Below are 19,799 nucleotides of genomic sequence, written 5' to 3' on the forward strand. Positions count from 1 at the left end.
GTTGTACCTGGCGAGGCGCTGTACCCCATCCGGGTCAGGCGTACACCCGGGCGCCGCTCAGAGCGCCGTCATGTCCCCGGTGTCGAGCAGCTCGGCGCGGTCGGTCTTGGGCTCCCACAGGTCGGGCTGCGCCGGCTCCTCCACACCGATGCGCAGCGCCTCCAACTGGGCTGCGAAGGCCAGCCCACCGAAGAGCGCCATGCCGGTCAGGTTGGCCCAGAGCAGGAGCGCCACCATGCCGGTCAGCGCGCCGTAGGTCTGGCCGAAGCCGTCGCTGAACCGCACGTACGCGGCGAGCAGCAGGCTGGCCAGCCACCACAGGGCCGTGGCGATGCCCGCGCCGAAGAAGAGCCAGGACAGGCCGGGTTGGTTGCGGCGTGGCGCGTGCCGGAACAGCACTGCCACGGCGAGCACGGTCAGCCCGAGGCTCAGCGGGAAGCGGACCACGTCCCAGACGCCGGTGGCGACCTCGCCCCACTCGTAGTGCTTGCGGACCGAGTCGCCCATCGCCCCGCCGCCGACGAGGATCAGGAAGCCGGCCAGCGCGGGCAGGCCGGCGGTGACGGCCAGGACGGCCGCCCGCAGGTATTTCGGCAGGGCCGGGCGATCCCGTTCGACCCCGTAGATGCGGTTGGCGCCCCGCTCGATCTGGGCCATCGTGGTGGTCAGCGCGACCAGCCCGGTGAGCAGACCGAGGGTGAGCGCCAGCTCACCGGCGTCCTCGACGCGTTCGCCCTCGCCGAGCAGCTCGCCGACCACCTGCGCGCTCTGGCCCGGGGTGAGCGCCAGCACGGTGTCGGCGACCACCTGGCCGCCCTCCTCGACACCCAGCTTGCTGATCAGACCGGTGAGGGCGATCAGGAACGGCACCACGGCGAGGCAGAGCTGCAACGCGAAGGCGCGGGAGTGGCTGAACCCGTCGCCGTAGCGGAACCGGATGAACGCGTCGCGCAGCAGGTGCCAGCCGCCCTTGCGGCGCAGTGTGTGCCAGGCGTCGTCGGCCGACAGCTCCTCGTTGGCCATCAGCCGGGTCTCCGGCACGATCCGGGTGCTACTCACGGCGCGCTTCCTCGATCAGCTGCTCGCCCCGCTCCCCGGCGGCCTGCGCGTCGACGGACAGGTCGGGGGCGTCCTCGGGTTGCGGGACGCAGAGCCAGAGCGCCTGCGGTCGGATCTCGGCGTGCAGCCGCCGACCGGGGGCGATGAGGTCGCCGTCGAGCTCCCGCGGCTGCGCCCGGTCGCTGCTGACCACCACCGTCCGGCCGCGGAAGACCTCCATCTGCGGCACCTGGCCGCTGCGGCGGATCACCGCCCAGCCGAGGGCCAGCCAGTGCCGCAGGTTGCGCGGGGTGAGCACGGCGACGTCGAGCCAGCCGTCGTCCGGCTCGGCCTCGGTGAGCAGGCGGACCCCGCCCTGGAGCCGGCCGACGTTGGCGATCAGCACCGAGCGGGCCCGGCGGCGCACCGGCGGGCGGTCGTCGATGCGGATCTGCACCCGCATCGGCCGGTCCCGCAGGTGCCGCACGGCACCCATGACGTACGCCGGCCAGCCGATGCGGGCCTTGGTGGTCTCGTTGGTGGCGGCGAGCATCTGGGCGTCGAAGCCCATGCCGGCCATGACGGTGAAGTACTGGTCCTCCACCGCGCCGACGTCGAGCAGCCGCCGGCCGCGTTCGACGGCGACCTGGAGCCCCGCCGCGAGGTCGGTGGAGAGGCCGAGGTTGGCGGCGAGCAGGTTGCCGGTGCCCTGCGGCAGCACGGCGAGGGCCACGTCGGTGCCGACGAGCCCGCTGACGCAGGACATCACGGTGCCGTCGCCGCCGCAGGCGAAGACCAGGTCGACGCCGGCCTTGACGGCCTGCTCGGTCTGGCCGCGGCCGGGATCGTCGACGGTGGTCTCGAACCACTGCGGCTCGGGCCAGCCGGCGGCGCTCAGGGCGTCGTTCACGGTACGGCGCAGCTCGTCGAGATCGTCGACCTTGGCCGGGTTCACCACCACGGCGGAGCGCAGCCCGCCGTCGCCACCCGAGGGGCGCCTGTCCTGTCCAGCATCCACGGCGCAAGTGTGCAGCACCGGGCCGCCTTCAGCGACCCGATGACCGGCCGGCGTCGGAAGTGCCACAGACAGGTTTCAACGCGTACGCGTGCGTCACGCCGCCGTCCGCAGCGCGGTCTCCACCCGTCGGCGCAGATCGTCGAGGTCGACGCCCGCTTCGGTGAGCACCAGCGCGCCCAGCCCCTGGCCCTCGCGCAGCACCCCGAGCAGGATGTGCTCGGTGCCGATGTGCTTGTGACGCAGCCGCAACGCCTCGCGCAGCGACAGCTCCAGCGCCTTCTTCGACCGGGGCGAGAACGGCCCGCCGAGGTAGCGTCGACGCCGCCAGCGGCGGCGCGGCGCCGGGACGGCCTCGCGCAGCGCGTCGGGGCCGAAGGACTGCTCGATGCGGGCCACGATGGCGGCCAGGTCGATGCCGATCTCGCGCAGCGCCGCCGCGTCCGCGTCGCCGAGGCCAGCGCCTCCGCCGCTGGTGTGCCGCCGGACCCGCTCGCGCAGGTCGTCGGCGCGCACCCCGGCGTCGGTGAGCACCCGGCTGGCCAGGCCGGCCTCGTCGGCGAGCAGGGCGAGCAGCAGGTGCTCGGTGCCGACCGGCCGCTGACCCTCGGCCCGCGCCTCCTCCAGCGCCTGCCGCACCACGCCGCGCGCCCGCTCGGTGAACCGTTCGAACATCACGCCTCCCAGGATGAGTTGACCGCCGGTCGCCCAGCATGTTTCTTGTGCACCGCCTGCCGGCTGACCTCGAGCGCGTCGGCGATCTCCTGCCAGGACCAGCCCTGTCGACGGGCGTTGTCCACCTGGACCACCTCGAGTCGCTCGAGCAGCCGGCGCAGCGCGCGGACGGCGCGCAGCCCGACCCGGGGGTCGGTGCTGCCGGCTGCCGCCGCGAGTTCCGTCGCCTGACTCATGCCGTCAACATACGTTGACACCACCACCGCTGTCAACCTTTGTTGACGTCCGGTCGCGTCGCCCCCCCGATGCGCGGACCACCGCAGGCCCGTCGGCGCGGCCCGAACCGGCCCGCCGCCGCGTCCACCCGACTACCCTCAGTCAGGAGACAGCGCGGTCGTGCCGGGCGCGACGCCCGGGAGGTGATATCGGATGGCGGTATCCGCCGACGCGGAGGTGCTGGTCGGCCTCGGCTCGGACGGTGACCTTCCGGTCGTGGAGCAGGCCGCGCAGGAGGCCGCCGGGCACGGCCGACCGCTGCACGTCGTGCACACCTTCGACTGGCACGCGGCCTTCGAGGCGGCGACCGTCGCCGCGCCGCGGAACGAGGCCGAGGACCTGATCACCCGGGCCGCCCAGCTCGCCCACCAGGTCGAACCCGGTCTGACCGTACGCGCCGAGATCGTCGAGAGCGGCCTGCTTCCCACCCTCATCCGCCGGTCCGAGACGGCCTTCCTGCTGGCGGTCGGCGACAGCGGAATGGCCGGCAGCGGCCAGTGCGTCCCGGCCGAGACGTCCGCCGTGCAGTTGGCCGCGCGAGCCAACTGCCCGCTGCTGGTGGTCCGCCGCGAACCGCCGCCGCAGGGCCCGGTCCTGGTCGGGGTGGACGGCTCGCCCAGCTCACACCTCGCCCTGCGGTGGGCCGTGGACTGCGCACGCAGGCGCGACGCCCGCCTCGTGGCGCTGCGAGTGGCGGAGAGCAACGAGGACACCCACGCGGTCGCCGAGCAGCTCAGCGAGGCCCTGGCCCGCCACACCGACCGCCACAGCGGGGTGCCCACCGAGTGCCGGGTCGCCCGCGGCGACCCCGGGCAGGTGCTCGTCGACACGTCCCGGTCGGCCCAGCTGGCGGTGGTCGCCGCCCGGGGCGACGAACCGGGACGAGCCATGCTCGGCGCGGTCGCCCAGTCCCTGCTCTACCACTCCCCCGCCCCGGTGGTCGTCGTACGCGGCCTGGCCGAGATGCCGCTCACCGAGCCCGACGCCCGCCCGACCCGGGACCAACGGCCCTGACCGGCCGCGTCGGCGGCGGCGAGGCTGGACGCCGGACACCCGCCCCCTACCCGCGAGAGGCAGCACCATGGACATCGCTCTCGACGTGCAGCGCGCACTCACCGACGAGGAGCTGCGCCGGCTGGACGCCTACTGGCGTGCCGCGAACTACCTCACCGTCGGGCAGATCTACCTGCTGGGCAACCCCCTGCTGCGCGAGCCGCTGACCCCCGACGACATCAAGCCACGGCTGCTCGGACACTGGGGCACCAGCCCCGGACTCAACCTGATCTACGCGCACCTCAACCGGGTGATCGTCGCCCGCGACCTGAACGCGATGCTGGTCACCGGCCCCGGGCACGGCGGCCCGGCCATCGTGGCCAACACGTGGCTGGAGGGCACCTGGTCGGAGCGCTACCACGACGTGGCGCGCGACGAGGCCGGGATGGCCCGGCTGTTCCGGCAGTTTTCCTTCCCCGGCGGCATTCCCAGCCACGTCGCGGCGGACGTGCCGGGCTCGATCCACGAGGGCGGCGAGCTCGGGTACGCCCTGAGCCACGCCTACGGCGCCGCGTTCGACCACCCGGACCTCGTGGTGGCCTGCGTGGTCGGCGACGGTGAGGCGGAGACCGGGCCGCTGGCCGGCAGCTGGCTCTCCAGCGTCTTCTTGAATCCGGCCCGCGACGGCGCGGTGCTGCCCATCCTGCACCTCAACGGCTACAAGATCGCCAACCCGGCCGTGCTGTCCCGGATCCCCGAGTCCGATCTGCTCGACATCATGCGGGGTTCGGGCTACCAGCCGTACGTGGTGTCCGGCGACGACCCGGCAGTGGTGCACCGCACGCTCGCCGCGACGATGGACCGGGCGCTGGACGAGATCGCCGAGATCCAGCGGCGGGCCCGTTCCGGCGGTGTCGTCGAACGCCCCCGCTGGCCGATGATCGTGCTGCGGACGCCGAAGGGCTGGACGGGCCCGCGCGAGGTCGACGGCACCCGGGTGGAGGGCACGTACCGCGCCCACCAGGTGCCACTGTCGGGCGTCCGCGACAACCCCGCCCACCTGGCCGAACTGGAGCACTGGCTGCGCAGCTACCGGCCGGAGGAGCTGTTCGACGCCACCGGCGCTCCGGTCGACGAGCTGCGCACGCTGCCGCCACGCGGTGACCGACGGATGAGCGCCAACCCGGTCACCAACGGCGGAGTGGTCCTGCGCGACCTGACCCTGCCCGACTTCCGCGACTACGGCCTGGACGTCCGGGAGCCGGGCCAGCCGATGGCCGGCGCGACCGGGGTGCTCGGCCCGTGGATCCGCGACGTGATCACCGCCAACCCGCAGACGTTCCGACTGTTCGGCCCGGACGAGGTCGCGTCCAACCGGTTGGGCGCCGCCTTCGAGGTGACCGACCGGGCCTGGATCGCCGGCACGGTCCCCGGCGACGACCACCTCTCCCCCGACGGCCGGGTCATGGAGGTGCTCTCCGAGCACCTGTGCCAGGGCTGGCTGGAGGGTTACCTGCTGACCGGCCGGCACGGCGTGTTCACCAGCTACGAGGCGTTCATCCACATCGTCGACTCGATGGTCAACCAGCACGCCAAATGGCTGAAGGTGACCCGGGCGATCCCCTGGCGGCAGCCCCTCGCCTCGCTCAACTACCTGCTGTCCAGTCACGTGTGGCGGCAGGACCACAACGGTTTCTCGCACCAGGACCCCGGCTTCATCGACCACGTGGTCAACAAGAAGGCCGAGGTGGTGCGGGTCTACCTGCCGCCGGACGCCAACACGCTGCTCGCCACGATGGACCACTGCCTGCGCAGCCGGCACTACATCAACGTGGTGGTGGCCGGCAAGCAGGCCGCGCCGAACTGGTTGACGATGACGGAGGCGATCCAGCACACCCGGCGTGGCCTGGGCATCTGGGAGTGGGCCAGCAACGACGGCGGCAGCGAGCCGGACGTCATCCTAGCCTGCTGCGGTGACGTGCCCACCCTGGAGACGCTGGCCGCCACCGAGCTGCTGCGCGAGCACCTGCCGGAGCTGAAGGTGCGGCTGGTCAACGTGGTCGACCTGATGCGCCTGCAGCCGGACACCGAACACCCGCACGGCCTGCCCGACAAGGAGTTCGACACCATCTTCACCGCGGACCGGCCCGTCATCTTCGCCTACCACGGCTACCCGTGGCTGATCCACCGGCTGACCTACCGCCGCTCCAACCATGGCAACCTGCACGTGCGCGGCTACAAGGAGGAGGGCACCACCACCACCCCGTTCGACATGGTGATGCTCAACGACCTGGACCGCTTCCACCTGGTCATCGACGTCATCGACCGGGTGCCCGGCCTCGGCGCCCGCGCCGCGCACCTGCGCCAGGACATGGTCGACGCCCGGCAGGCCGCCCGCGACTACACCCGCGAACACGGCGAGGACGACCCCCGGGTCGCCGAGTGGCGCTGGGTCCGCGAGACCGATCCGACCAACCCCTGAGGAGGACGACGTGCGGGACGCGGAGATCCTGGTCGGCTACGACGGCTCCACCGACGCGTCGGTGGCCCTGGACTGGGCGCTGGCCGAGGCCGAGCGCAGCGGCCAGCCGGTGCGGCTGGCGTACGTCTTCGAGTGGCTGACGGTGGCCAGTTGGGTCGGTCCGGGCGTGGCGCCCGGCGTCTGGCCGGACGACACCGCCCGGAGACAGGCGGACGACCTGGTTCGCAAGGCCGCGGCGGACGCCGCCGCCGCGCACCCCGGCCTGACGGTCACCGGCGAGGTGTACGACGGGCCGCCGGCCCTGGTGTTGCAGGAGCGCTCCGCCGACGCGGGGCTGCTGGTACTCGGCAGCCGCGGCCACGGAGGGTTCGGCGGGCTGCTGGCCGGGTCGACGGCGGTGGCGGTCGCCGCGCACGCGCACTGCCCGGTCGTGGTGGTCCGCGACGGGACCGCCAGCGGACCGGAAGCCCCGGTGGCGGTCGGTGTGGACGGTTCGGAGCCGTCGCTGGTGGCGCTCGGGTTCGCGGTCGAGCGGGCCGCCCAACGCCGGGTGCCGCTGCGCGTGCTGCACGCCTGGACCCCCGGCCCCGAGGCGGCGGCCGGGACGCCCGACGAGCAGGCCGCCGTCGAGGAGGCGCTGGAGCCGTGGCGGCGGACGTTCCCCGAGCTGGACATCACGCTCGACCTCGTCGCGGGCAGCCCGGCGGGGACGCTCATCGAGTCGAGCCGGTCCGCGCAGTTGGTGGTGGTCGGCAGTCGGGGCCGGGGTGGGCTGGCCGGGATGCTGCTCGGCTCGGTCAGCCAGCAGCTGATCCAGCACGCCGGCTGCCCGGTCGCGGTCGTCCGGGAACGCTGAGGGCCGCGCCCGCCCGACTGCCCGCGTCGGCGCGTGCCGCGACAGCGGCGCGTCCCGGCGGCTCGGCGCATTCGCCGGCACCCGAGCCGGCCGCCGGTCGAGGCACCAGGTGGGCGCAACGACCCGCCGATTCGGGACCTGCGGCCCCTGCCCGGCGTCCGACGATGTTCCACGATGGCGGCGACACCGCGCGTCACCGCCAGGTGAGGCGCGATGGCAGAGACGGAAAGGTCGTGACGATGAGTCAGGACAGTCAGCTGACCACCGCGCTGGCGGAGGCCGCCGCCACCGCCGGCCACGCCCCCTCGGTGCACAACACGCAGCCGTGGCGGTGGCGGGTGCTCCCCGACGCGCTGGAGCTGCGTACGGTCACCGACCGGCAGCTCGCGGCCAGCGACCCGGAGGGGCGGCTGCTGGTGATCAGCTGCGGCGCGGCCCTGCACCACGCCCGGCTGGCGCTCGCCGCCGAAGGCTGGCGCGCGGTGGTGCAGCGCCTGCCCGACCCGGGTGACCCCGACCTGCTGGCCCGGCTGACCGACCTGAGCCGAACCGCAGCCGACCCGGAGGCCATGCGGATGGTGCAGTGCATGTCGGTGCGGCACACCGACCGGCGGCCGGTCAGCGACGAACCGGTGCCGACCGACGCGATCGGGGAGATCGCCCAGGCGGTCACCGCCGAGGGCGGCCGGCTCCAGGTCCTCGACCGCGACCAGGTGCTGGAGCTGGCCGCCACGGCCGGGCACGCCGACACGGTCGAGGCCGAGGACCCGGAGCTGCGCGCCGAGCTGGCGTACTGGACGAGCCGCGCCGGCGCCGGCACCGGGCTGCCGGCCGAGGTGCTGCCCGAGCAGCCGCCGCAGACCACCGTGCCGGCCCGCGACTTCGGCCGCGCCGGCAGCCTGCCGGTCGGCCCCGGCCACGACCGCGCGGCGGTGTACGCGCTGCTGCACGGCGACGAGGACGAGCGGGACAGCTGGCTGCGCGCCGGTGAAGCGCTCTCCGCCGCCTGGCTGACCGCCACCCGACTCGGCGTGTCGGTGGTGCCGCTCAGCGCGGTGGTGGAGGTCCCGGGCACCCGACAGACCCTGCGTCAGATGCTCGCCGGCATCGGCTTCCCGTACCTCGTGCTGCGTCTGGGCATCGCGGACCCGGCACACGCGGGCCCGCCGCACACCCCGCGGCTGGCCAGCGAGCAGGTGGTGGACACCTCCGCGGTGCGCGGCGAGCGGGCCTGACGGGCGATCGACTGTGTACGCCGACGCTACGATCGCGCGGTGACCAGCAGCGTTCCGCAGCCCCGCCCGGAATCCCCGGTGACGCCGTCGCTCGGGCTGAGCCCGCTGTCCCGGGTCCGCCTCGACGAGCTGTTGCAGGAGATGCTGGACCGCGTCGGCGAGGTGATGACCAGCCGGGAGCGGCTACGGGCGCTGCTCGACGCGGTCGTCGGCATCGGCACCAACCTGGATCTGCGCACCACCCTGCGACGCATCGTGCAGGCGGCCTGCGAGCTGGTCGGCGCCCGGTACGGCGCGCTGGGCGTGGTCGGCCCGGACCGGCTGCTGCACGACTTCATCGTGCACGGCATCACGCCCGAGCAGCACGCGCAGATCGGCGACCTGCCGCACGGGCGGGGCGTGCTCGGCCTGCTCATCGACGATTCCCGCCCGCTGCGCATGCCGGACATCACCCAGCACCCACGCTCCTACGGCTTCCCCGCCAACCACCCGCCCATGCACAGCTTCCTGGGCGTGCCGGTGCTCATCCGGGAGCAGGTGTTCGGCAACCTCTACCTGGCCGAGAAGCAGGGCGGCGCGCAGTTCACCGAGGACGACGAGGAGATCGTCGTCGCGCTCGCGGCCGCCGCCGGCGTGGCCATCGAGAATGCCCGCCTGTACGCCCTGGCCCACCGGCGGGAACGCTGGCTCGCCGCGACCGCCGAGATCACCACGGTGCTGCTCGGCGAGGTGCGCCGCACCGACGCGTTGACGCTGGTCGCCCGCCGGGCCCGGGAGGTCGCCGAGGCGGAGCTGGCGCTGGTGCTGCTCCACGACAGCGAGACCGCCCAGTTCACCGTGGAGGTCGTCGACGGCGTCGACGAGCGGGCCCGGGCGCTGGTCGGCGCGGTCCTGCCGGCCGCCGACACCAGCTTCGGGGCGGCCGTGGCCGAGGGTCGGCACGACCAGGTGGACGACCTGGCACACGCCGCGCCGTGGCCGGCGCTGCTGCACACCGGGCCCGCGATCGTCTCACCGCTGGCCACCGCCGACACGCTGCACGGCGTGCTGATCGTGGCGCACCGGCCGGAGCGCGGCGGCGGTGCCAGTGCCGAGGACGTGGCGCTGCTGGGCAGCTTCGCCGGTCAGGCGGCGCTGGCCATGGAACGGGCCCGCGGCCAGGAGGAACGGGAGCTGCTGGTGGTCCTGGAGGACCGCGAACGGATCGCCCGCGACCTGCACGACGTGGTGATCCAGCGGCTCTTCGCCACCGGCCTGCAGTTGCAGAGCGCCGCGCCGATGATGGCCCGCCCCGAGGTGGCCAAGCGGATCAACGCGGCCGTCGACGACCTCGACGCCACCATCCGCGACATCCGGCGCACCATCTTCGAGCTGCGGACGCCGATGACCGCCGCGCTGCGCACCGAGATCCGCGAGGCCATGGAGTTGGCCGCCGAGTCGCTGGGCTTCAAGCCGCACCTGGAGGTGACCGGCCCGGTGGACAGCGCCGTGCCGGACGCCCTCCGCCCGGATCTCACCGCCGTGCTGCGCGAGGCGCTGTCCAACACGGTCCGCCACGCGCAGGCCACCCGCGTCGACGTGGCCGTACGCGTCGACGGCGGGCAGGTCAGCGTGACGGTCACCGACAACGGGGTGGGCTGCGACCCGGCCGCCGCCCGAGGTGGCCTCATCAACCTGCGGGAACGCGCCGACCGCCTCGGCGGCACCTTCACGATCCGCCCGGTCGAGGCGCACGGCACCGAGCTGTGCTGGTCGGTGCCCCTGCGCGACTGACCGGCGCGGGTCGGCTCAGGGCGTTTTGCCCAACAGACGGGTGGCCAGGACGGCGGCCTGGGTGCGGCGCTCCAGGCCCAGCTTGGCCAGCACGCTGGAGACGTAGTTCTTCACCGTCTTCTCGGCGAGGAACATCTTTCCCGCGATCTCCCGGTTGGTCAGCCCCTCGGCCACGTACTCCAGGATCCGCCGCTCCTGCTCGGTGAGCGACTTCAACTCGCGCGGCTGCTCGACGCCGTTGCGGATGCGTTCCAGCACCCGGGTGGTGATCGCCGGGTCGAGCAGGGACTGCCCGGCTGCCACCCGACGCACCGCGTCGACCAGGTCGGTGCCGCGGATCTGCTTGAGCACGTACCCGGCGGCCCCCGCCATGATCGCGGCGAACAGCGCCTCGTCGTCCTCGTACGAGGTGAGGATCAGGCCCTTGATGGACGAGTCGACGGCCCGGATGTCGCGGCACACGTCGATGCCGTTGCCGTCGGGCAGCCGGGCGTCGAGGATCGCGACGTCGGGCCGCAGCGCCGGGATGCGGCGGGACGCCTCCTGCGCGGAGCCGGACTCGCCGACCACCTCGATGTCACCGCTGCTCTGCAGCAGGTCGGCCAGGCCACGGCGGACGACCTCGTGGTCGTCGAGGAGGAAGACGCGGATCATCCCTCGTTTCTACCCGCGCCGCTCGGCAGGCGCACGGGCCGAAGGTCCCGACCGGAGGGACCGACTGTCGGTGGGGCGGTCGGGCCCGGTGGATCGGGACGTCCGGCCCTGCTCGGCGCCCATCCGGCGGGCGGACCGTGGGGGTGCGCCGGCCGCCGCGACTCGACGACCGGCCCACCGGAAGGGAGCACCGCCATGCACATCGGCTACACCACAGCCCAACTGCGAGCCGCCGCCGCGGACGCGGTCCGCGCGCCGTCGCTGCACAACACGCAGCCGTGGCGGTTACGGCTACGCGACGGTGGGATCGAGGTGCTGGCCGACCCGGCCCGGCGGCTGCCGGCGACCGACCCGAGCGGTTGGGGCGTACGGATCGCCTGCGGTGCAGCCCTGTTCAACCTGCGGGTCGCGCTGGCCGTGGCCGGCGTCCCGGCCCGGGTACGGCTGCGCCCCGACCCGGCCGAGCCGGACCTGCTGGCCCGGCTGGTGCCGGACATCCCGCGCCGGCCCACCCCCGCCGAGCAGAGCCTGCACGCGGCCATCCCCCGCCGGTTCAGCAACCGGCTGCCGTTCTGGCCGGACCCGGTGCCGTCCGACGCGCGGTGGCGCCTCGGTGAGGCGGCCCGCGCTGAGGGGTGCTGGCTGGAGTTGCTGATCGGGGTGAGCGCGGTGACGGCATTCGGGGAGATCGCCCGCAGCGCGCACCGGGTGCTGGAGCGCGACCCGGCCTACCGGGCGGAACGCGAGCGGTGGCTGCGCCGGGAGCCCGCGCCGGACGGCGTACCCGCCTCGGCCGGCGGCCCGCAGCACGAGCCGCAGGACGTGCTGCCGACGCGCGGCTTCGGCGGGCGCGACCGGGCGCCGGGACGGGACTTCGAACCCGAGCCGCTGGTGGGGGTGCTCGGCTCGGTCGGCAACACCGCCATCGACCAGGTGGTCGCCGGTCAGGCCCTGCAACGGGTGCTGCTCACCGCCACCGACTCGGGGTTGAGCGTGTCGATGCTGTCCCAGCCGATCGAGGTGCCGACCGCGCGGGAACAGCTGCGGGTGTCGCTGGGGCGGTTCGGCGCGCCGCAGATGGTGCTGCGCATCGGGTACGGCCAGCCGGGCCGTCCCACCCCGCGTCGGGAGGTCGACGAGGTGTTGGTCCAACCCGTCGACAGCCGCTGAGCCGCCCGTTCAGGCTCACGCCCGATGGTGATCGGTCGGGTGGGCTCTTGATGTCAAGAGCCCACCCGACCTCACCGACAACCCGTGGGACCAACCACGAACCAGTACAGCTGGCCGCTACCCTCTGCCACCTACTCGGAGTCGCCGATACAGCCCTCGATCGCCAAACCAATACCTCGGGCTATGGACCCGAGATCACCGAAGTCAAGCCCAGCGGCCTCGATATGGAGCGCGCACGCTGCTTCTGCTGATCCGGGTGGGTAATACGGAGACCGCGCCCATTCAGCGAGGGCCGAACTAAGCATCCGAAACGCATGATTCTCAACCTCTGCTTGCGCCTCGGAGCCCCTTCCAGCAGCACCAGACTCCAAAGGTGGAGTGGCCAAGATTGTCGGAGGAGCCCCATCGTTCCTGGAATTCCGGAGTATCTGCGCTTTCCCAACGATCGGCGCCCCACCGTAGCGGTCATGCGCAAGCGTGTAGTGCACGACAGCTGCATCGCAACCCGCACCCACGTCCGCGAGCGATCCACTCCGGACGGCGACTTTCGGGAGACCCCCGAGCAGGTGGGATAGCTGCTCCGACTTGAGTCCGGATGAAGAGGCAACGACAAACCTCACTGCTGTTCCTCCTAGCATCCGATGCCAGTACTCATGCCGGGCATAATACGTGGACGACCAAGCTTTGAAAGTTCATCGGACCCCAGCGCTACGCCACCGTCAACCACGTCTGCCGTATGCGGCATGATGGCACTGGCCGGAATATCCGCCCTATTTACCACCGTTCGCACGACAGTATACGGTCCTTCATCTGGATACGCACCGTACGCCCGCCGCGCATATTCGGAAGCACCATTCTCGGTGTAGGAGAAGTACTTTGAACCACCATCGGGGCTCCGAAATGAACGCGTCGAATGAATATCAGCCAACTCGGCGCCCTGCACCGCCCGGTAGAGATAGATCTGCCCTGGGTCCAATCCCCCCTGGTTGTGGACGAGGACCGGTGTCTTGCCAGCCACCACATAGTACGTGTGGATGTCGGCGACCGTCAGGTCGTACATCGCTTCCAGGCCGGCGTACGACCGGACGGCCTGGACCGTGATCGCCGTGCCGTCGAGCGCCCGCAGCGCCTCACCGACCTGGACGTCGGCCGCGTCGATCCAGTCCTGACGATCCTCACTCCAGAACGGGTGGTGCTGGGTGGTCTTGATGACCGTCGCCTCGGCGCCGTCGGCCTTGACCGTGAGGTCCGTCAGGTCCGCATCCTCGTTGCGGTGCGTCCTGGTGACCTCGCGAGCCTCGGTCTTTCCGGTCTCCGGGTCGGTGGCGAGGACCAGGTCACCCTCGCGCAACTCCTCGATGGCCTTGTAACCGCCGCCGGCCAGCACCACCTTCGTCCCTGGCGCGAAACTGTGCCGTTTTACCAGACAACTCTCGGCTGCCTCGAGGACGTCGTCAGCCCACTTCGTCTCCTGGCTCCACTTCAACAGCGCCTTACCGGCCCTGGTGATCGTCTTGGCCATGGGCTTGGCCTTGCGGAGGAACTGGAGGGCCTTACCCACGGGCAGCATGCCGGCGAGCGTGAAGGCACAGGCCATCAGATCGCCGTGGATGCAGTCCAGGATGTCGTTGATGCCGAAGAAGTCGAGCAGGAGCTTCCCGCCGGCCTGGATGATGATCGAGACGGCGTTCTGCTTCTTGACCTCCTTGGCCCGCTTGATCTCCTCGTCGGTGGGGCCACCGTTCTTGCCGCCACCCTTGCCACCGCCGCCACCGTTGCCGCCACCGGCTTCGTGCGCCGCGCGGGCCTCGGCCCAGTCGTCGTCGCCACAACTACCACCGCAGCCGTCGTTGTCGCCCTTGACCTCGACGTAGTTGCCGTACATGTCCTCGTAGTCGGCGCCCGGACCGCAGGCGTCGTCGGAGCAGGCCCGCAGGCCGCTCGGGTCGGAGAACGTGATCGGATTGTTGTTGCTGTAGGCGTACGCGTTCCACTGCTGCGGATCGGCGAGGTCCTGCACCGGGTCGACGGAGATGAACCGTCCCAGAGCGGTGTCGTACTGCCGGGCTCCGACATTGGTCAGGCCCGTCGGATCCTTGTCGCCGCCGACGAAGCCCTTGTTGTTCGTCCACTGCGGCTGGGTGCCGCGGGGGTCGCCGTACGGTGTCTGTCGGCGGACGGTGACCGCCTGGGACGCGGCGTTGATGCCGGTCTGCTGGGTGCCCTGGTGGTCCGAGTAGAGCCAGGTCAGCGCGCTGGGCGTACGGTTGGCGACCATCCTGCCGGCGAAGCTGTAGTAGCGGGTGCCGGTGACGATGGAGTTGTTGTCGCGCCGGATCTCCTGACCCGGCAGGTAGAGCGTGCTCCCGCTGGAGTCGCGACGGATCAGACGCGCGCCCTCGGCGTCGTAGATGTTGGTTTCGACGGTCTGCCCGCCGACGCTCACCGAGGCGAGCTTGCCCTCGGTGTTCCACTTCAGCGTCTGCGAGTTGGTCCCGTTGGCGCAGTTGTTCGCCGTGGTGGCCGCTGGCCGGCAGGTCATGTTGCCGACATTGTCGTAGGCGTACTGGGTAGTGACGGCGGCCTGGCCGGGCGCCTCGGTGAGGACCGAGGTGACCGCGTGCGGTCGTACGGCGTCCTTGCCGCTGGCCGGCGACGTGTACGTGCGGGTGGTGTCACCCGCCGCCGTGTGCACCTTCTCCGTGCTGCGGTTGCCGACCGCGTCGACGGTCCACTCGTGCCAGTACGGGGCCGGGCCGCCCAGGTTCGACCCGCTCGGATCCGTCTTGCACTCGACACCCGCCTTGGGCGTCCACGCGTTGGTCATCCGGCGCAGGTCGTCATAGCGGAAGCACTGGGTGTCCGCCGTGCCGACCTGCGGGGTGTCCTTGATCCAGAGGATGTTGCCGACGGCGTCGTGTTCGTAGTCGGTGTCCACCACCGTTCCGGCGGCGGTCTCCGGCTTGACCGTCATCCGGTCGACGCGTCGGGTGGTGAGGTCGTAGTAGGTGTTGTCCTCGACGTACACGCCGCCGTCGGTCTTGCGGGTGGTGAGCGTCGGCTCGCCGTACTGGGTGTACTGCTGGCCGATCACGTAGCGACCCACGTTGATCAGATTGGTGGACAGTTCGGTGGGTAGCCCGGTCGTCGAGTCGTACGTCGTCTGGACCTTCTCGGTGGTCAGACCACCGCCGGCCGGATAGGTGACCGCCGTCGGACTGCCGTCGTAGGGCGAGTACTCGTAGCCATAGACCCAGGTGCCGGCGAGATTCGCAGCCTCGTTGGTCGGGATGACGTAGTTGGTGCCGGTGGGTTGGTAGCGGTCGCTGAAGCCGCGCACCTGCCACTTGTAGGCGTTCGACGATCCGGCCGACTCGTAGCGGATGCTCTCGGTGAGCTGACCTCGGACGGTCTGACCGGTGTAGAGCTTGTCGTACTTCCACTCGGCCAGCTTGTTCGCGGCGCCCACGCTGCCGGCGTAGAGACCCTTGCGCCGCCCCAACGAGTCGTACTCGTTGACGAGCACACCGTTGGCGTCGGTGACCGTCTCCACCTGGTCGTACTGGGTGAAGGTGGTCGTGGTGGTGCCCTTGTCCGGGTCCTTCGCGCTGGTCTGGCGGCCCTTGACGTCGTACGTGTTGACCCACTCGTTCTGGGCCGTGTCCCGGACGAGGGTGAGCTGGCCCTTGCGGTTGTAGGTGTAGGTCGTGACGTGGTCCGGCGTTACCTGCGTCCGGTCGGTCTGCTGGCGCAGCTCCACCGTCCGGCCCTGCACGTCAGTCTTGGTGGTGGTGACGGTGCCGCCCGGCGGCGGGGTCACCTTCGTGGTGTCGCCGAGGTACTCGGTCCTGGTGCGCCACTTCTCGATGAGGTTGGTGACCCCGTCGGTGCCGAAGAACACCTGGTCGGTGGGCCGGGAGGCGTTGTCGTAGAGCGCCTTGGTCAACGCCGGCACCGACCACTCGGGCTCCCACCAGAGCGCGCCGTCGGGCGTGCCCGGCTCGGCGTGGGCCTGGTAGGAGGTCACGGCCCGACCGGTCGCGTCGTAGAGGGTGTCGGTGACGACCCGGCCACCGCCCACCCCGGCTGCCTGCGTCTGGCGAGGCCGCAGGAAGGCGTCCATGATGTCGTACGACGTCAGGTACCCGCCGCCGGCGTGGAGGACCCGACTCTTCGTGTACGGGTAGGCATCCCGGTTGGGCGCGTAGTAGTAGGTGTACTCGACCGACGGGCTGTTCGGGTGATCCGCCTGCGGCCAGCCGACCTTCCAGCCCTTGGCGAGCCGCCCCATGGGGTCGTACACCAGGTCGGACTGCTTGCCGTTGTAGTCCTTGGTGCTGACCGGCTGGCCCCAGTAGGGCCGCACCTCGATGCTGTTCTCCCAGTCGACGGTGCCGCCGTTCGGATCCGGCGTCTGGGTGGTCACCTTCGTGACGGGTCCACCGGTCGCGGGGGTGTACACCGTCTTCACCGTGCGGCCACGGGCGTCGGTAGCGGTCGCCGGCCGCCCGTAGGCGTCGAAGGTGGCCTGGCTGATGGTCTGCCAGACCGTGCCACCGGCGACGGACCAGTCCTTGAGCCGGTCGATCCGGGTGACCTCACCCCGGGTGGGTTGAGCGTCGATGCTGGTGGCGCCGTCGTAGAACTTGCGCTCGTCCGCCACGATGTCGTCCTGGCTGGCGGGCGCGGTGGCACAGGGCAGAGCCTTGACGGTGATCTGCTTGACCGTCCCGAGCAGGTTCGCGTCGGTGTTGCGGTTGTAGAGGTAGGTGGTGCAGGTCTCGTCACCGGTCTTGCCGACGTCGCCGTCGGACTGGATCGACTCGGTGCTGCCGTAGTCCTCGTTGAAGGCCGACACCGTACGCGAGGTGCGCCAGCCGGATGCCCCGTTGACCCCCAGCGCCACCGCGTTGTAGGTGACCCGGGTGTTCGTGAAGTGGGCCGAGACCACGTCCTTGTTGATGGTGCGGGTCGCGAGCGCCTTCGATCGCCACGGCACGTTGACCGTCTTGCTGACCGGCTTGCTCTCGACGCCGTTGTAGACGACCTGCTCGCGGACCATGCCCGCGAACTGGTCCTCGTCGTACACCGTCTCGCCACCGAGCGAGGCGCCGACGGTGACGTCACGGGTGCCGCCGGACGGAGCGAGCCGGTCACCGTGCATGCCGCGCAGGAAGGTCGTGCGGGTCAGTGTCTGGGCCGGGGCGTCGCCCTTGCGGACCTCCACCTGCCCGAAGCCGCGGAACTGGTTCCACGTCTTGCGCTTCGGCTGCACCAGCCCGTTGTCGTCGGCGTAGTGCCAGGCAGGGTCGCCCACGTAGTCGTAGTAGGTGTTCTGCACCGGCTGGCCGTGGTCCGTGCCGCCGGCCATGACCTTGATGTCCGACTCGGACACCTGCTTGACGACGTACTTGTGCCAGTACTCGGTGAGTTCCTTGCCCGGCTCGTACGGGTCGGGCCCCACCACCGGGTAGCAGAGGCGCGTATTGGTGTTCGGGGCGGACGGAAGGCTGTTGCTCTTGCAGTCAGGCAGGCTGTACGTGACCTGGATCTGCCCCCCGGTCTCGGTGAAGATGTTGCCGATCCGCATCCGGTTGTTGCTGGTGTTGTTCTTGCTCAACACCCGGTTCGCCATCGACACCGGCTCGAAGGTCACCGGCGGCATGACGACGGTGCCCCCGACCAGGCCCTTGTGCACCAGCGAGGTAAGCCACATTCCGGCGTGGTCACTGCCGTCACCGACGGGCGGATAGGTGTGACCCAGCGTCCAGGAGTCCACCGGCTGCCAGCCCGGGGTGGTCTTGGTGGTGTCCCAGACCTGTGTGGTGACCGTCGAGAGCCGCTTGGTCGTCCAGAACGTCGGACCGTAGTTCTCCTTGCAGTCCGCCGCGGCCGCCGTGCACTCCTGGTCCCAGGGGACGTCCTTCCAGTTGCCCCGGTTCGAGCAGTCGGTCACGCAGCGGTCCGCGATGTCGAGGACGACCTGGGCCAGGGGCTTGACCGAGCGGTCGGTGGAACTGCGGTCCCAGGTGCCGTAGTCGATCCGCCGCAGCGATCCGCCGCGGACGTAGGACGCCTTGTTGGTGGAGGTGGCGAGCTTGGCGTAGTAGTTGGATTCCTTCTCGTACCAGTACGACAGGGTGTTGCCGCGCGGATCGACGACGTAGTCGAGGTTCCACCGCCAGGCCTGGTTGCAGAACGACGAGGCGAACGAGGAGCCGTTGCACGGTTCGTTCGCGTGGTTGCCGGCGACCGGGACGGTCCAGGCGGACTCGGTGGTGGCGCTCTGACCGGGCAGCGTGTTGCGGCCGAAGAAGTACTGCGTGCCGTCGGGCGTGGTCGCCTTCCAGTACTCACCGTCGTCGTCACCGTTGGCGGTGCCGGTCAGCTTCTCGATCTTCGTGCCGTCCTCGTTGCGGCTGTGCCAGCCCTTGCCGGCCTCGAAGATCAGTTCGCCACCCCGACCGTTCAGCGACATCGTCGCGTTCTCGGAGCGCCAGCACTGGTCCCCGGTGCGGTTGGAGCTGTTGTTGCCGCCGCTCATGTCGTCGGCGCACGGGACGTAGCTGCGCTCGATGTAGCCGGACCAGAGGCTGAAGCCCTCACCGACCCACGACGGCTGGCTGTTCGAGGCGTCGGACTGGCCGTCGACCGCGTCGGACGTGTAGGAGAGGCCGAGGCTGGGTGCCGGGCCGCCGATCGCTGGCGGCATCCGCATCGGGTACGACCAGGAGAAGCCACCGGTCGACGTGCCCGCCGACCAGGTGGCGCTGGCCGACATCGGGGTCGCGGAGAAGTCACCCTCCGGACCCGAGCTGCCCGCGGCGAGCGCGACGAGCGTCCCGGCCTGCCCGGCGGTCCGCGCCGCCGCGCTGTCGGCGGCCACCGGCACCTCGGCGGTCACCGAGGTGCCGTCGTTCCTGGAGATCAGGGGCTTGGCCGCGCACTCGGCCCGCTGCGGGTCGCGCAGTCCGCACTCGGGGACCTGCCACAGCCGCAGCCGAGATGCCCAGTCGCCACCGAAGGCGTCCCGGAAACCGCGGTAGTCCACCGAGACGGTGGCCGCGCCGCGCTGAGCGGGTGTCGTGGACCGCGCGGGCGCCTGACCGGCGTCGTCGATCCGCAGCATCAGTCCGTCGCGCCACCGGGCCGGCACGGCCGCGCGGTCCAGCAGTTGGACCGAGACCGCCGAGGTTCGGGCGCCTGCCGTGCCGGTCGCCCGCTGGACCGACACCGGCAGCGCACCAGCGGGCACCGCCGAGGACGAGGAGCGGCGCTGACCGGCCGCGCCTGCCGCGCCGTCCGGCGGCAGGGTCACCGTCGCCTCGCCCGGGGCGGGCCACACGGGCGCGGCGGGCTTGGCGTTCGGTACGGCCTTCGTCGGCCGGGCACGACCCACCGCCGGGCCGCCGTCCTTGTCGAGCTTCTCTCGCTGACCGGTCCCGGGCTTGGGGCCGCCCGGCGCGGCCTGCGCCGGAACCGACAGCCCCATGGTCAACAAAGCGGCGCTGAGCAACCCCGCCAGGAGAGCCTTGCCGGTTTTATGGGGCTTTTGAAGGGTTTTACGGAGAGTTTTTGAGTAGGGGTTCACCATGCCTCCACGGACGAGGTCGACGTGCGGGGTTCGGTCAG

General features: G+C 71.4%; 12 protein-coding genes. 6 read left to right on the forward strand and 6 right to left on the reverse strand.

Annotated elements, in window-relative coordinates; translation table 11 throughout:
- Positions 1-57: 57 nt before the first annotated feature.
- From ACFYPR_RS23615 to ACFYPR_RS23630, 4 genes are all read right to left on the reverse strand, one after another.
- Complete coding sequence (locus tag ACFYPR_RS23615) at positions 58-1,059, reverse strand: YihY/virulence factor BrkB family protein (RefSeq protein ID WP_387262510.1); 1,002 nt, start codon at positions 1,057-1,059, stop codon at positions 58-60.
- A complete protein-coding gene (locus ACFYPR_RS23620) occupies positions 1,052-2,056 on the reverse strand; it encodes a diacylglycerol/lipid kinase family protein (protein ID WP_387262513.1) in 1,005 nt (334 codons plus the stop codon). Before ACFYPR_RS23620 ends, ACFYPR_RS23615 begins: the two co-directional genes overlap by 8 nt.
- A gap of 93 nt (positions 2,057-2,149) precedes the next feature.
- Positions 2,150-2,728, reverse strand: coding sequence for a Clp protease N-terminal domain-containing protein (locus tag ACFYPR_RS23625; protein ID WP_355139272.1), 579 nt, complete (start codon positions 2,726-2,728; stop codon positions 2,150-2,152).
- Entirely contained in the window at positions 2,728-2,964 is a 237-nt protein-coding gene (locus tag ACFYPR_RS23630) for an HTH domain-containing protein (protein WP_007457155.1), read from the reverse strand. Before ACFYPR_RS23630 ends, ACFYPR_RS23625 begins: the two co-directional genes overlap by 1 nt.
- 193 nt (positions 2,965-3,157) lie before the next feature.
- On the opposite strand from ACFYPR_RS23630, the gene ACFYPR_RS23635 reads away from it, so the two are divergent.
- From ACFYPR_RS23635 to ACFYPR_RS23655, 5 genes are all read left to right on the forward strand, one after another.
- Positions 3,158-4,018, forward strand: a complete 861-nt coding sequence (locus ACFYPR_RS23635) for a universal stress protein (RefSeq protein ID WP_363938933.1) — start codon at positions 3,158-3,160, stop codon at positions 4,016-4,018.
- Positions 4,019-4,085: 67 nt separating this feature from the next.
- Positions 4,086-6,479 carry a phosphoketolase gene (locus tag ACFYPR_RS23640; RefSeq protein ID WP_387262517.1) on the forward strand — a complete coding sequence of 798 codons (2,394 nt, stop codon included), beginning with the start codon at positions 4,086-4,088 and terminating at the stop codon, positions 6,477-6,479.
- Between the two features lie 10 nt (positions 6,480-6,489).
- Positions 6,490-7,335, forward strand: a complete 846-nt coding sequence (locus ACFYPR_RS23645) for a universal stress protein (RefSeq protein WP_354855426.1) — start codon at positions 6,490-6,492, stop codon at positions 7,333-7,335.
- A gap of 239 nt (positions 7,336-7,574) precedes the next feature.
- A complete protein-coding gene (locus ACFYPR_RS23650) occupies positions 7,575-8,570 on the forward strand; it encodes an Acg family FMN-binding oxidoreductase (protein WP_387262519.1) in 996 nt (331 codons plus the stop codon).
- Positions 8,571-8,666: 96 nt separating this feature from the next.
- Positions 8,667-10,343 (forward strand): GAF domain-containing protein, encoded by a 1,677-nt coding sequence (locus ACFYPR_RS23655; protein ID WP_387262770.1) that lies wholly within the window; start codon positions 8,667-8,669, stop codon positions 10,341-10,343.
- Positions 10,344-10,358: 15 nt separating this feature from the next.
- Here ACFYPR_RS23655 and ACFYPR_RS23660 read toward each other — a convergent pair whose 3' ends face one another.
- Complete coding sequence (locus ACFYPR_RS23660; protein WP_234581614.1) at positions 10,359-10,997, reverse strand: response regulator transcription factor; 639 nt, start codon at positions 10,995-10,997, stop codon at positions 10,359-10,361.
- Positions 10,998-11,192: 195 nt separating this feature from the next.
- Here ACFYPR_RS23660 and ACFYPR_RS23665 point away from each other — a divergent pair, with 195 nt between their 5' ends.
- Entirely contained in the window at positions 11,193-12,167 is a 975-nt protein-coding gene (locus ACFYPR_RS23665) for an Acg family FMN-binding oxidoreductase (RefSeq protein WP_387262522.1), read from the forward strand.
- A 631-nt stretch (positions 12,168-12,798) separates the two neighbouring features.
- Here ACFYPR_RS23665 and ACFYPR_RS23670 read toward each other — a convergent pair.
- The gene (locus ACFYPR_RS23670; RefSeq protein WP_387262524.1) at positions 12,799-19,683 is read right to left on the reverse strand and encodes a polymorphic toxin-type HINT domain-containing protein; all 6,885 of its coding nucleotides are present in this window, start codon (positions 19,681-19,683) and stop codon (positions 12,799-12,801) included.
- Between the last annotated feature and the right edge of the window lie 116 nt (positions 19,684-19,799).

Source organism: Micromonospora sp. NPDC005254 (genome assembly GCF_042872525.1).
In the GTDB taxonomy this organism is placed as follows: Bacteria; Actinomycetota; Actinomycetes; order Mycobacteriales; family Micromonosporaceae; genus Micromonospora.

Excerpts from the sequence above, each read along its gene's own strand:
- ACFYPR_RS23625 (WP_355139272.1), bottom strand. The coding sequence starts at position 2,728 with ATGTTCGAACGGTTCACCGAGCGGGCGCGCGGCGTGGTGCGGCAGGCG.
- ACFYPR_RS23630 (WP_007457155.1), bottom strand. The coding sequence starts at position 2,964 with ATGAGTCAGGCGACGGAACTCGCGGCGGCAGCCGGCAGCACCGACCCC.
- ACFYPR_RS23635 (WP_363938933.1), top strand. The coding sequence starts at position 3,158 with ATGGCGGTATCCGCCGACGCGGAGGTGCTGGTCGGCCTCGGCTCGGAC.
- ACFYPR_RS23640 (WP_387262517.1), top strand. The coding sequence starts at position 4,086 with ATGGACATCGCTCTCGACGTGCAGCGCGCACTCACCGACGAGGAGCTG.
- ACFYPR_RS23650 (WP_387262519.1), top strand. The coding sequence starts at position 7,575 with ATGAGTCAGGACAGTCAGCTGACCACCGCGCTGGCGGAGGCCGCCGCC.
- ACFYPR_RS23660 (WP_234581614.1), bottom strand. The coding sequence starts at position 10,997 with ATGATCCGCGTCTTCCTCCTCGACGACCACGAGGTCGTCCGCCGTGGC.
- ACFYPR_RS23665 (WP_387262522.1), top strand. The coding sequence starts at position 11,193 with ATGCACATCGGCTACACCACAGCCCAACTGCGAGCCGCCGCCGCGGAC.